This window comes from Microbacterium sp. (assembly GCF_051953575.1).
Lineage (GTDB): Bacteria > Actinomycetota > Actinomycetes > Actinomycetales > Microbacteriaceae > Microbacterium.
In genome coordinates this window covers 1-11,848 of sequence record NZ_JBQCIP010000219.1, presented here as the reverse complement: position 1 = coordinate 11,848, position 11,848 = coordinate 1, and the positions used below count along the sequence as shown (strand labels likewise).

General features: G+C 72.8%; 12 protein-coding genes and 1 riboswitch. Of the genes, 6 read left to right on the top strand and 6 right to left on the bottom strand.

The genetic code is table 11. The features are described from left to right. On the top strand, positions 1-851 hold an 851-nt coding region (locus ACTHNQ_RS13350), incomplete at its 5' end, for an amidohydrolase family protein (protein WP_440334084.1). 53 nt (positions 852-904) lie between these two features. On the opposite strand, the gene ACTHNQ_RS13345 is transcribed toward ACTHNQ_RS13350, so the two are convergent. Together ACTHNQ_RS13345 and ACTHNQ_RS13340 are read right to left on the bottom strand one after the other, a co-directional pair. After that, complete coding sequence (locus ACTHNQ_RS13345; RefSeq protein WP_440334082.1) at positions 905-1,666, bottom strand: SDR family NAD(P)-dependent oxidoreductase; 762 nt, start codon at positions 1,664-1,666, stop codon at positions 905-907. Further along, a complete protein-coding gene (locus tag ACTHNQ_RS13340; RefSeq protein WP_440334080.1) occupies positions 1,663-2,523 on the bottom strand; it encodes a fumarylacetoacetate hydrolase family protein in 861 nt (286 codons plus the stop codon). Before ACTHNQ_RS13340 ends, ACTHNQ_RS13345 begins: the two co-directional genes overlap by 4 nt. 131 nt (positions 2,524-2,654) lie before the next feature. On the opposite strand from ACTHNQ_RS13340, the gene ACTHNQ_RS13335 reads away from it, so the two are divergent. Together ACTHNQ_RS13335 and ACTHNQ_RS13330 are read left to right on the top strand one after the other, a co-directional pair. Then, positions 2,655-3,950, top strand: coding sequence for an L-fuconate dehydratase (locus tag ACTHNQ_RS13335; RefSeq protein ID WP_440334078.1), 1,296 nt, complete (start codon positions 2,655-2,657; stop codon positions 3,948-3,950). After that, positions 3,937-4,899, top strand: coding sequence for an aldo/keto reductase (locus ACTHNQ_RS13330; protein WP_440334076.1), 963 nt, complete (start codon positions 3,937-3,939; stop codon positions 4,897-4,899). The genes ACTHNQ_RS13335 and ACTHNQ_RS13330 overlap by 14 nt, the downstream gene beginning before the upstream one ends. 15 nt (positions 4,900-4,914) lie before the next feature. Here ACTHNQ_RS13330 and ACTHNQ_RS13325 read toward each other — a convergent pair whose 3' ends face one another. Further along, the gene (locus ACTHNQ_RS13325; protein ID WP_440334075.1) at positions 4,915-6,732 is read right to left on the bottom strand and encodes a D-alanyl-D-alanine carboxypeptidase; all 1,818 of its coding nucleotides are present in this window, start codon (positions 6,730-6,732) and stop codon (positions 4,915-4,917) included. A 38-nt stretch (positions 6,733-6,770) separates the two neighbouring features. Further along, a riboswitch (TPP riboswitch) is annotated at positions 6,771-6,880 on the top strand. On the opposite strand from ACTHNQ_RS13325, the gene ACTHNQ_RS13320 reads away from it, so the two are divergent. The 3 genes from ACTHNQ_RS13320 (at position 6,873) to ACTHNQ_RS13310 (ending at position 9,821) form a co-directional block, all read left to right on the top strand. Continuing rightward, on the top strand, positions 6,873-7,532 hold the full coding sequence (locus ACTHNQ_RS13320; RefSeq protein ID WP_440334073.1) for an ECF transporter S component: 660 nt from the start codon (positions 6,873-6,875) through the stop codon (positions 7,530-7,532). (Overlaps the previous riboswitch by 8 nt.) A gap of 1 nt (position 7,533) precedes the next feature. Beyond that, positions 7,534-9,027 (top strand): ABC transporter ATP-binding protein, encoded by a 1,494-nt coding sequence (locus ACTHNQ_RS13315; protein ID WP_440334071.1) that lies wholly within the window; start codon positions 7,534-7,536, stop codon positions 9,025-9,027. After that, on the top strand, positions 9,024-9,821 hold the full coding sequence (locus ACTHNQ_RS13310) for an energy-coupling factor transporter transmembrane component T family protein (protein ID WP_440334069.1): 798 nt from the start codon (positions 9,024-9,026) through the stop codon (positions 9,819-9,821). The genes ACTHNQ_RS13315 and ACTHNQ_RS13310 overlap by 4 nt, the downstream gene beginning before the upstream one ends. 24 nt (positions 9,822-9,845) lie before the next feature. Here ACTHNQ_RS13310 and ACTHNQ_RS13305 read toward each other — a convergent pair whose 3' ends face one another. The 3 genes from ACTHNQ_RS13305 to ACTHNQ_RS13295 all read right to left on the bottom strand — a co-directional run bounded on the left by ACTHNQ_RS13305 (position 9,846) and on the right by ACTHNQ_RS13295 (position 11,493). Further along, the gene (locus tag ACTHNQ_RS13305; protein ID WP_440334068.1) at positions 9,846-10,352 is read right to left on the bottom strand and encodes an SRPBCC domain-containing protein; all 507 of its coding nucleotides are present in this window, start codon (positions 10,350-10,352) and stop codon (positions 9,846-9,848) included. Continuing rightward, positions 10,349-11,074 carry a phosphotransferase gene (locus tag ACTHNQ_RS13300; protein ID WP_440334066.1) on the bottom strand — a complete coding sequence of 242 codons (726 nt, stop codon included), beginning with the start codon at positions 11,072-11,074 and terminating at the stop codon, positions 10,349-10,351. The genes ACTHNQ_RS13305 and ACTHNQ_RS13300 overlap by 4 nt, the downstream gene beginning before the upstream one ends. Before the next feature lie 68 nt (positions 11,075-11,142). Next, the gene (locus tag ACTHNQ_RS13295) at positions 11,143-11,493 is read right to left on the bottom strand and encodes a DUF488 domain-containing protein (protein ID WP_440334065.1); all 351 of its coding nucleotides are present in this window, start codon (positions 11,491-11,493) and stop codon (positions 11,143-11,145) included. Between the last annotated feature and the right edge of the window lie 355 nt (positions 11,494-11,848).

The window sequence follows — 11,848 nt, the reverse complement described above, 5'->3', positions numbered from 1 at the left end:
CGATCTGCGCTGTCGACAGTCACCTGCACCTGTGGGACCCCGGCGTCCTCGAGTACGACTGGCTCGAAGGCAGGCTGCTCCGATCTTTCGGTCCCGATGAGCTCGATGCGGCCGTGGCCGAGTCGCCGGCAGCCCCGGACGGGTTCGTGTTCGTGCAGGCCGACTGCGCCCCGCGCCAGTCCGTCGCCGAGGTGGACTGGGTCGCCGCGCTGGCGGCACGGGCGGGGGTGCGCGGCATCGTCGCGCACGCGCCGCTCGAAGACCCCGCCGCCGCCGAGGCGCACCTCGAGGAGTACGCCGGCCGCCCCCTCGTGGTCGGGATCCGGCGGCTGCTGCAGTCGGCGCCCGACGGGTTCGCCCTGCGGCCCGGGTTCCTTTCGGCGGCGCAGGCCGTGGCATCCGCCGGCCTGACGTTCGACGCGTGCGTCCGCGCACATCAGCTGCCCGACGTAGCCGCGCTGGCGGATGCCGTGCCCGACCTGTCGATCGTGCTCGACCACCTTGGCAAGCCGGCGGTCGGCAGCGCGGGGGCGCCGGCGCCCGCCGCCGGCACGGCGTGGGCGTCCGCGCTCACAGCGCTCGCCGAGCGCCAGAACGTCGTGTGCAAGCTGTCGGGACTGCCCGCGGAGTCGGAGGGCGAATGGACGGCGGCGCAGCTGCGGCCGTTCCTCGACGTGGCGCTGGCCGCCTTCGGCCCCGAGCGCCTGCTGTTCGGCGGCGACTGGCCGGTGTCGGAGCCGGACGGTCGCTGGGCCGAAGCGGTGTCGGCATGGGCCCTCGACCGGCTGGGCGCGAGCGGCGCCGACGCCGTGCTCGCGGCCAACGCCGAGCGGGTGTACCGCCTGATCTGACCGGGGCGATGAGCGGATGCCGGCGGCGGCGGCCGCGGGCATCCACTCCGCCGTCAGCTGCCGGCGGGGCGCAGCCGCAGCGCCGCCATTCCGCCGTCGACCTCGATGTAGGTGCCCGTGGTCGAGCCGGACTGCGGGCTCACGAGGTACAGGACGGCCCCGGCGACCTCGTCCGGCGAGACGAGGCGGCCGTGCGGCTGGCGGGCCTCGAGGGCTGCCCGCTCGGCGGCCGGATCCGGAGCGGAGTCGAGCAGGCGTCCGACCCACGGGGTGTCGGCGGTGCCGGGGTTGACGGCGTTGACGCGGATGCCCTCGCGCAGGTGATCGGCGGCCATGGCGCGCGTGAGCGACAGCACGGCGCCCTTGGAGGCGCTGTAGAGGGCGCGCTGCGGGAGGCCCGCGGTGGCGGCGATCGACGACGTGTTGCAGATCGCGGCGGAGGGCGACTGGCGCAGCCACGGCAGGGCGGCGGCCGTGACGCGTGCGATGCCCGTGACGTTGATGGACAGCACGCGGGCCCATTCGTCGTCGTCGTTGGCGGCGATGTCGCCCTGCGCGCCGATGCCGGCGTTGTTGACGAGGATGTCGATGCGCCCGAACTCCTGGGCGACGGCCGCGATCACGGCCTCCACCTGAGTGCGTGACGACACGTCGGCGGCGAACGCGCTGAAACGCGGGTCGGCGCCCGACGGGTCGCGGTCGAGGACGGCGACCCGCGCGCCCTGGTCGGCGAGGGTATGCGCGATGGCCGCGCCGATGCCCGACGCGCCGCCCGTCACGACCGCGACGAGGCCCTCCAGCTGCTCGGTGCTCATCGGGACGCCTCCCATGCGACGAACTCCTGGCGCTGCGCGCCGAGTCCTTCGATCTCGATGTCGACGACGTCGCCGGGCGCGAGGTAGGGGAACCGCCCCGACAGGGCGACGCCCTGTGGCGTGCCGGTGAGCACGAGGTCGCCGGGCTCGAGCGTCAGGAACTGCGACAGATGCCACACGATGTGGTCGATCGGGAAGATCATGTCGGCGGTCGACGAGTCCTGTCGAGGCTCGCCGTTGACGTGGCTGCGCAGCCGCAGCGACTGGGCGTCGACCTCGTCGGGGGTGACGAGCCAGGGCCCGGTCGGATTGAAGCCCGGGGAGCACTTGCCCTTGGACCACTGGCCGCCCGACACCTCCAGCTGGAATGTGCGCTCGGACAGGTCGTTCGCGGTGACGAAGCCGGCGATGTGCGCCGCCGCGTCGGCGGGGGAGTCGAGGTACGACGCACGGCGGCCGATCACGATGCCGAGTTCGACCTCCCAGTCGGTCTTCTCGCTGCCCCGAGGGATCGTCACCGTGTCGTTCGGTCCGACGACCGTGTTGGGGGTCTTGAGGAAGACGACCGGCACCGGCGGCGGCGCCGATCCGGACTCGGCGGCGTGCGCGGCGTAGTTCATGCCGATGCACACGACGGCGCTGGGGCGGACGATCGGGGCGCCGATGCGCAGCTCCGCCGCATCGGCCAGCTCGGGCAGCTCGCCGGCGGCGATCGCAGCGGAGGTTCGGCCGACGGGATCGCTCGCGAGGAAGTCGCCGTCGATGTCGGAGGTGAGGGGGCGCAGGTCGAGGTGGCGATCGCCGTCGATGACGACGGGGATCTCGTGACCGGGGTCGCCGAGGCGCGCGAACTTCATTGCTCTCCAGGTGGGTGTGTGACGGAACGCCCGAAGGCGCAATTGACAGTATAGACATCGGATGTTTAACATCACAGGTCAGTGTCGAGTAGTTCGAACTCGAACACGAGAACCGCAGGAGAAACGCCATCGTGAGCCGCATCGTCGCGTTCGAGACGACAGACATCCGATTCCCCACGTCGCTGAGCCTCGACGGCTCCGACGCGATGAATCCTGATCCCGATTACTCCGCCGCCTACCTGAGGATTGTGACGAATGCCGCGGACGGCGTCGACGGGCACGGCTTCGTCTTCACCATCGGCCGGGGCAACGACGTGCAGGTGGCCGCGCTCGACGCGCTCGCCGGGCACCTCGTCGGACGCGAGGTCGAGCCGCTCCTCGACGACATGGGCGCCACGAACCGGGAGCTCATCGGCGACTCCCAGCTGCGGTGGCTCGGCCCCGAGAAGGGCGTCATGCACATGGCCATCGGCGCCGTCGTGAACGCACTGTGGGACCTCAAGGCCAAGCGCGCGGGCCTGCCGCTGTGGCAGCTGCTGGCCCGGATGACGCCCGAGCAGATCGTCGACCTCGTCGACTTCCGGTATCTGACGAACGCACTGACGCCCGAAGACGCGCTCGCCATCCTCCGCGCCGCCGAGCCGGGTCGCGCGCAGCGTGAGGAGGAGCTCCTGGCCACCGGGTTCCCGGCGTACACGACGAGCCCCGGCTGGCTCGGCTACTCGGACGAGAAGCTCGCCCGGCTGTGCCGCGAGGCGATCGCCGACGGATTCGGCCAGATCAAGCTCAAGGTGGGGGCCGACCTGGACGACGACATCCGCCGTCTGCGGATCGCGCGCGAGGTCTGCGGCGACGGGTTCCCGATCGCGATCGACGCGAACCAGCGCTGGGAGGTGTCCGAGGCGATCGCGTGGGTGAACGCCCTCGCCGAGTTCGACCTCGCCTGGATCGAGGAGCCCACGAGCCCCGACGATGTGCTGGGCCACGCCGAGATCGCACGCGGCATCGCGCCGGTGCGTGTCGCGACCGGCGAGCACGCGCAGAACCGGGTGATCTTCAAGCAGCTGCTGCAGGCCGGCGCCATCTCGGTCATGCAGATCGACGCCGCCCGCGTGGGCGGCGTCAACGAGAACATCGCGAACCTGCTGCTGGCCGCGAAGTTCGGCGTGCCGGTGTGCCCGCACGCGGGCGGCGTCGGGCTCTGCGAGGCCGTGCAGCATCTGTCGATGTTCGACTTCGTGGCCGTCAGCGGCAGCCGCGAGGGACGCATGATCGAGTACGTCGACCACCTTCACGAGCACTTCGTCGTGCCGACCGAGGTGCGCGGCGGCGCCTACCTCGCACCGCTGGAGCCGGGCACCGGCATGGAGATGAAGGCCGAGAGCCGCGTCGCGTACACGTTCGGAGCCGTCGATGCCGCGGCCTGACGCTCCCGCCCTCACGCGCCTCGGGTACGGTGCCGCGAACGTCGGCAACCTGTTCCGCGCGCTCACCGACGACCAGGCCTGGGCGATCCTCGACGCGGCGTGGGATGCCGGCATCCGCTACTTCGACACCGCGCCGCACTACGGGCTGGGGCTCTCGGAGCAGCGCCTCGGCGCCTTCCTGCGCACCAAGCCCCGCGACGAGTTCGTGATCTCGACGAAGGCCGGACGCCTGCTGCGCCCGAACCCCGACGACGACGGCGGCCTCGACCTCGCCGCGGACTTCCATGTGCCGACGACGCTGCGGCGCGAGTGGGACTTCACCGAGAGCGGCATCCGCGCCAGTCTCGACGAATCGCTCGAACGGCTGGGACTCGACCGTGTCGACGTCCTGTACCTGCACGACCCTGAGCGCCACGACCTCGACCTGGCCCTGCGTGAGGCGTTCCCCGCTCTGCAGCAGCTCCGCGACGAGGGAGCGGTGGATGCCGTCGGCATCGGCTCGATGGTGTCGTCGGCGCTCGCCGCCGCCGTCGAGGGTGCGGACCTCGACCTCATCATGATCGCCGGTCGGTACACGCTGCTGGAGCAGTCCGCCGCCGACGAGGTGCTGCCCGCCTGCCATGCGCACGGAACCGGCGTGGTGGCGGCATCCATCTTCAACTCCGGACTGCTCGCGAAGGACGAGCCGACCCGCGACGACCGCTACGAGTACGGCCGCATGCCCGACGAGCTGTGGGACCGCCTGCAGCGCATCGTCGCGGTGTGCGAGGGGCACGGGGTTCCGCTGCCGGCTGCCGCGGTCCAGTTCCCCCTCCGGGACACGACGGTGAGATCGGTCGTCGTGGGCGGCAGCAGGCCCGAGCAGCTGCACCGCAACGCCGAGCTGATGGCCGTCGACATCCCGGCGGCGCTGTGGGACGACCTCGCCGCTGACGGCCTCATCCGCTGAGGCCTCGGCGTCGGCTCAGTCGTTCAGGCCGAACAGGTCGAGCGGGTGCGTCAGGCGCCACCACGGCGAGGGGTCCGAGATGTCGGCGGCGAGCGTCAGATCGACCGTCGCGCCGTCGAGCGGACCGGTCACCTTCAGCGACCCGACGGTCTCGCCCGCGGCACGGGCGTCGCCGAGGTCGAACGTCGTCGCGACCGTGCCCACGCCGCCGTTCCACAGGATCACCGAGGCGTCGCCGGACGAGACGACGTCGACCTTGTCGCCCCAGCGCGTCTCGACGATGCCGGCGACGGTGCCCGCGGCGACCGAGGGCTTCAGCTGCAGCTCCTGCTCCAGCTGCGCGTAGATGGCGCGCGATGCGGCCAGCCGTGCATCGTCGTCGGGCTGGCCGAGCACCGACGCGTACAGCCGCACCGTCTTGTCGCCGATGGTGACGTCCTTGGCCGACAGCAGGTTCCAGTCGTCGAGCGTGCCCGTCTTGATGCCGACGACGCCCGGGTCGGCGAGGAGGCCGTTCGTGTTCTCGACCGTTCCGGCGCCGGGCAGGTCGACCGACTTCTGCGCGACGATCTCGGCGATCACCGGGTTGGCCATGGCCTTCTGCGCGAGCACGATGAGCGACTCCGCGCTCGCCCGGTTGCGCTTGTCGATGCCGGTCGGCTCGTACAGCGTGATGCCCGGCACCCCGTGGTCGGCGAGCCACTTGTTCGCCGCCGACGCGTACACCGCATCGGAGGGGAACAGGTTCTGCGCGAGGCGGTCGGCGTAGTTTCCCGCGGAGCCGATGAGCATGCCCTGCAGCATCTGGTACTCGGTGAGCGTCCCGCCGACGGGGACGTTGAGGGCGGACTCCCCCTGTCGCAGATACTGCCAGTAGGCGTTGCGGTCGGCTGCCGTGAACCTGTACTCGGGGCCCTGCTCGCCCAGCGCGAGCGGCATCTCGTCGAGCACCACGAGCGCGGTCACGACCTTCGTGATGCTCGCGATCGCATCGGCGTCGGGCGTCGAGGCGAGCGCGCCGATGCCCTCGACCGCTTCGGCCGCGCTGCCCTCCGCGGGCCAGGCCGGCACCGCCGCGGGGGCGGCGGTCGGCTGCACCTGGATGGCGGTCACCGTCGGCGCCACGGCGTACAGCGGCCACAGCAGCGTCGTGCCGGCGTAGGCCGCCAGCACTCCGGCGATCGCGAGGGTCGGCACGATGACGCCGGGACGCAGCGGCGAACGGCGGGGAGCATCCGAGAGCAGATCGGACTCGACCGCCACGTACGGTGTGGACGCGGCCGCCAGATCGCCGGGTGCGCCGATACGGCCCACGGTGGCGGGGTCGACCCACGAGAGGGCGACGCCGGCGGGGGCGGATGCCGTGGCCGGCGGTGCGGCGGACGGCCCGACCTCGGGCGCAACAGCGGGGGCGGCGATCGTGCCGGTGGGCGTGGGCGCGGGCCCGGAGCCGATGGTCGCGGGCTGCACGGGCGCGGGGCCGGTCGCCACGAAACCGAGGGCGGCCGCGAGGTCGGTGCCGGTGGTGGGGGGCACCGCGGCCGACGGCTGAGACTCCGTCGCCTGCGCGAACGACGGCGCCGGTTCGAACACCGGAGCCGGCTCGAACACCGGCAGCGACGGCGCCGCCGTGGCCTGGGCCGCCCCGAAGGGAGCGGCGGCGATCGACGCCGGAACGGCAGCGGTGTCGACCGGGACCGTGCTGCTGGGACGCGGGCCCGGGACTGCGGACTCCTGCGCGACGGTGAGCACGCCGTCGCGCGACGTCGGGACCTCTCCCGTGCGCACGCGACGCTCACGCCGCGAGGGCGCGGGGGCGTCGTCAGGAGTCACTTGCCAAAGATACCGTGCCCGCCCGGCGGTATACTCGTCGCCACAACCACGGGAGTCCGGTGAGCCGGGCTGAGAGGAAGCGACCCACGCTTCGACCGTCGAACCTGATCCGGATCATGCCGGCGCAGGGAGGAGAACACATGCACGCGTCATCGTCTGCTGCCACGGGGTCTGCCCGCACCGAGTCCGCCTCGGCGTCCGCGACCTCGCACCGCCTTCGCTGGCGGGTCGTCGACATCGTCGTCGCCGCCGTCCTCGGCGTCGCGATCGGCCTCGTCTTCTGGGCCTGGAACACCGTCGGCGGCACGTGGTTCGTCGCGATGGACGGGCTCACCCCCGGCCTCGGCGGCATCGCCGTCGGCATCTGGCTGATCGGCGGCGTGATCGGCGGTCTCGTCATCCGCAAGCCGGGGGCGGCACTGCTGGTCGAGGTCATCGCCGCGCTCGTGTCGATGCTGATCGGCAACGTCTGGGGCGTCTCGACGCTCTTCTCGGGCATCGTGCAGGGCCTGGGCGCCGAGGTCGTCTTCGCGCTGTTCCTCTACCGTCGCTTCACCCTTCCCGTCGCGATGCTCGCCGGCGTCGGCGCGGCCGTCGGCGCCTGGGTGTTCGAGCTGTTCTACGGGAGCTCGCCCAACATCCTCAAGACGCTCGAGTTCAACGTCATCTACCTGGTCTCGCTCGCCGTGTCGGGTGCGCTTCTCGCGGGCCTCGTCGGCTGGCTCGCGGTGCGCGCGCTCGCCGCGACCGGTGCGCTGAACCGGTTCGCCGCCGGACGCGAAGCGCGCCGCGAGGTCTGACATGACGGCCTGGTCGGCCGGTCCCGCCGGACGCGGCCGGCCCGCCGGCATCACGGCGGACGGCTGGGGCTGGCGCTACGCCGGGCGCCGAGCCCCCGCCGTGCGCGACGTGTCGTTCACGATCGAGCCGGGGGAGCGCGTGCTGCTGCTCGGCGCGTCCGGAGCCGGCAAGTCGACGCTCCTCGCGGGCATCGCCGGGCTCCTCGGCGGTGCCGACGAGGGCGACCAGACCGGCGTCCTGCTCGTGGACGGGGCACCGCCCGAGTCGCAGCGCGGCCGGGTCGGGCTCGTGCTGCAGGATCCGGACGCCGGGGTCGTGCTGTCGAAGGTGGGCGACGACGTGGCCTTCGGATGCGAGAACCTCGGGGTCGCGGCATCCGACATCCCGTCCCGCGTCGCGGAGGCGCTGCAAGCGGTCGGGCTCGACGTGCCGCTCGACCGTGCGACCAAGGCGCTCTCGGGAGGGCAGAAGCAGCGTCTCGCGCTCGCCGGCGTGCTGGCCATGCGGCCGGGCGTGCTGCTGCTGGACGAACCCACCGCGAACCTCGACCCCGAGGGGGTGCGCGAGGTGCGCGCGGCGGTCGAGCACGCGATCGGCGAGAGCGGGGCGACTCTCGTCGTCATCGAGCACCGCACCGAGGTGTGGGCCGACCTGATGGACCGCGTCATCGTCGTCGGGGCGGACGGCGGCCTCCTGGCCGACGGGGCGCCCGCCGAGGTGTTCGGGCGCGTCGGCGACGATCTCGCGGCGGCCGGCGTGTGGGTGCCGGGGCGGCCGATCGACCTGCCCGTGCTCGAACCGGCGGCGGCCGATGTCGAGGCCGTGCTGGCGGCATCCGGTCTGTCCGTCTCGCGAGACCGTCGCACGTTCGTGCGGGCAGGGCTCGACGTGCGCGTGCCGCGCGGCGCGGCCACCGGCATCGTCGGGCCCAACGGCGCGGGCAAGTCGACGCTCGCGCTCACCCTCGCCGGGCTCATCCCCGAGGCGGCGGGGCAGGTGCTCGCCGCACCGTCGCTGGCGGGGCGCTCCGGCCGACGCCCGTCGCGGTGGACCTCGCGCGAGCTGCTCACCCGGATCGGCACCGTCTTCCAGGAGCCCGAGCACCAGTTCCTCGCCTCGACGGTGCGCGACGAGCTGGCCATCGGCCCCCGCTCCCGCGGCGTCGCCGCGGTCGACGTCGATCTGATCGTCGACGAGCTGCTTGAGCGGCTGCACCTCGCGTCGCTCGCGCTCGCCAACCCCTTCACGCTGTCGGGCGGCCAGAAGCGGCGGCTCTCGGTGGCCACCGTGCTCGCCGACGCGCCGCCGGTCATCGTGCTCGACGAGCCGACGTTCGGCCAGGATCGCCGCGGCTGGATCCAGCTCGTCGCCCTGCTGCAGTCCGAGATCGCCGCCGGCACCACCGTCGTCGCGGTCACCCACGACGACGACGTGCTGCGCCACCTCGGCGCGCACCGCATCGATCTCGGGCTGCCCGTGGGGGTGACGTCATGACCGCGCTCGCCGCCGACGCGCCCGCCGTCGAGACCCGGCCGGCCTGGCTCGACGGGGTGAACCCGGTCACCAAGGTCGTGCTGGCGCTGCTGCTGTCGGTGCCGCTGTTCGCGTCGATCGATGTCGTGAGCGCGCTCGCCGCGATCGTGCTGCAGCTGGCGTGCGTGCCGCTGACAGGGCTTCCCGTCGCGACGCTGCTGAAGCGGATGCTGCCGATCCTGGTGTTCGCACCCGTCGCCGGTCTCAGCATGCTCCTCTACGCCGAGCCGGGCGGCCGCGTCTACTGGACCTTCGGCTACGCGACGATCAGCGACGACTCGATCGCCCTGGCGATCGCGGTGTGCCTGCGCGTCGTCGCGCTCGCGCTGCCCACGATCCTGCTGTTCGGCCGCACCGATCCCACCGAGCTCGCCGACGCGCTCGCGCAGGTCGCCAAGCTGCCGTCACGGTTCGTGCTGGGCGTGCTCGCCGGCACGCGCACGCTCGGGCTGTTCCTCGACGACTGGCGCAGCATGGGTCTCGCACGCCGCGCGCGCGGCGTCGGCGACACCGGGGCGCTCCGTCGCTTCTTCTCGATGGCGTTCGTGCTGCTCGTGTTCGCGGTGCGCCGCGGCACCAAGCTCGCGACCGCGATGGAGGCCCGCGGCTTCGGCTCCGGCATCCCGCGCACGTGGTCGCGGCCTTCGCGGCTGCACCCGCGGGATGCCGTGGCGTTCCTCGGCGGGGCGGTGATCATGGCGCTCGCGATCGGGGCCGCGGTGGCGGCGGGGACCTTCCGGTTCGTCTGGTCGTGACGGACCGGCGCGTCCGCGCGCCGATCAATCCCCGGCGACGAGGCGCTCGTACGCCGGCTGCAGCGCCGGGAAGTAGTCGTCCCACACCACGGTCGCGATGTCGACGCCCGCGCGGGCGGCGACGAGCCGGTCGAGGTAGTACTCCCAGCCCGGGCCGATCGACCCGATGTCGTCGCCGACGTCGAGGCGCTGGCCGAAGGTGAGGACGGTGTCGCCCGGCGAGTCCTCGGCCAGCTCGAACCACAGATGCCAGCCGCCCGCGTCCGGCGCGGTGTCGCCGGCGAACCGTCGTGGCCGGTCGCACTCGTGGATCGTGAACTCCGCGGGTGCGGCATCCTCCGACTCGGCTGTCATGAAGAAGGCGACGTGCCCCGTGCGGGGGTCGCCCTCCCATCGGCCGATCCACCGCTCCAGCAGCGCAGAGTCGGTGAGGTCGCGCCACACCTCGTCGGCGGTCGCGGCGAAGCGGCGCAGGATGACGAGGTTCGCGTGCCCGTCGATCTTCGTGACGGTCCCGGTGATGTCGGTCATGTCGCGTTCCAGAGCTCCCGGTAGTAGGCGAGTCGCGCGCGGTCGGGCTCGATGCCGTACGCCTCGATGAGGGCGTCGTCCCATCCCTCGCCATAGTTCCAGACGGTCGACATCGACGCCACGGCGATGTCGGCCCAGCGGTCGCCGAGGCCGAGCGATCCGAGGTCGACGTGTCCGCTCCACCGGCCGTCGTCGCCGATCAGCGTGTTGGGCATGCAGGCGTCGCCGTGGCACACGACGAGCCGGTCGACCGGGGGCGCGCTGCGAAGTGCGTCGGGAAGGCGGATGCCGCGCTCCGCGGCGTTCGCGAGGCGCCGGGGCACCGTCCATTCGAACGGGCACTCGGCGGCCGGCAGTGCGTCGTGCAGCGCGCGCAGACCTTCGCCGACGGCGCGGACCGCGGTGGCGGCATCCTCACGGAACGACGGGTCGACGGCCGAGCGGCCGGCGAGCGCGGCGGTCACCATCCACTCGTGGGTGTCGTCGCCGCCGACCTCGAGCACGCGGGGCACGGGCGTGTACGCGCCCGCCCACTCGAGCCGTCCGGCCTCGGCCGCGAACGAGCCTTCCAGCGTGCGCGGCCCGTGCTTGATGTACCGGCCGTCGTCGGTGCGGAAGGTCAGCCCGCCGAGCTCGTTCCGCCACACCGGCACGAGCGCTGCGCCGCGCGCGAGCTCGAGCACCTTCGTGGGTGCGGCGACGTCTTCGACGGGGATCGACATGCGTCCATCCTGCCGTGGGCCCGCGGCCGTGGCGCGCCGCGCCTCGTCGGCGCGCGCTCACGGGGCGATCAGTCCCGCAGCGCAGCCTTCAGCAGCAGGGCATGGTTCTGCGCCGGGTCATGAACGGCGTGGAGCAGCGTCACGACGGCGTGCGCGGCGAGCTCGGTGCGCAGCGCATCCAGCGCCGGCTTCGCGGGCCCGGCCAGCTCGGCGCGATATGCCGCCTCGAACTCCGGCCACGACATGCCGTCGTGATGGAACGCCCTGCGCAGCTCGGTCGACGGTGCGGCGTCCTTCGCCCACAGGTCGAGCCGGGCGCGCTCCTTCGACAGCCCGCGGGGCCACAGCCGGTCAACCAGCACCCGGAATCCGTCCTCGGGCGCGGGGTCGTCGTACACGCGCTTGGTGCGCAGCTCCATGCCCCCATCCAACCCCCCACGCCCTGATTCGTACACGAATGCAGGCGGCGAGGTCCGGATCCGGGGTCTCGGCCCACAGCCTCGCCGCCCCCGCAGTGGTGAGCCTGCAATCCTGCACGATTCGCGCCCACACCGGTTCGGCAGGGGATGCCCCCGGCGTGCCCCGTGGGTAGCGTTGAGCCGGCACGCCCTGCGCCGCGGACGAGCTGCGGCCTGCGATGGAACGCAGTACCGCGTAGTGTGGGACCCGATACCAAGTTCGAAGGAGAACGCATGGACCTGACGAACGCCTCGGCCCTCGTCACCGGCGGCGCCAGCGGCCTCGGCCTCGCCACCGCGCGACGCCTCGCCGCAG

Coding starts and splice junctions, on each gene's coding strand:
- ACTHNQ_RS13345 (WP_440334082.1), bottom strand. CDS start 1,666: ATGAGCACCGAGCAGCTGGAGGGCCTCGTCGCGGTCGTGACGGGCGGC.
- ACTHNQ_RS13340 (WP_440334080.1), bottom strand. CDS start 2,523: ATGAAGTTCGCGCGCCTCGGCGACCCCGGTCACGAGATCCCCGTCGTC.
- ACTHNQ_RS13330 (WP_440334076.1), top strand. CDS start 3,937: ATGCCGCGGCCTGACGCTCCCGCCCTCACGCGCCTCGGGTACGGTGCC.
- ACTHNQ_RS13320 (WP_440334073.1), top strand. CDS start 6,873: ATGCACGCGTCATCGTCTGCTGCCACGGGGTCTGCCCGCACCGAGTCC.
- ACTHNQ_RS13315 (WP_440334071.1), top strand. CDS start 7,534: ATGACGGCCTGGTCGGCCGGTCCCGCCGGACGCGGCCGGCCCGCCGGC.
- ACTHNQ_RS13310 (WP_440334069.1), top strand. CDS start 9,024: ATGACCGCGCTCGCCGCCGACGCGCCCGCCGTCGAGACCCGGCCGGCC.
- ACTHNQ_RS13305 (WP_440334068.1), bottom strand. CDS start 10,352: ATGACCGACATCACCGGGACCGTCACGAAGATCGACGGGCACGCGAAC.
- ACTHNQ_RS13300 (WP_440334066.1), bottom strand. CDS start 11,074: ATGTCGATCCCCGTCGAAGACGTCGCCGCACCCACGAAGGTGCTCGAG.
- ACTHNQ_RS13295 (WP_440334065.1), bottom strand. CDS start 11,493: ATGGAGCTGCGCACCAAGCGCGTGTACGACGACCCCGCGCCCGAGGAC.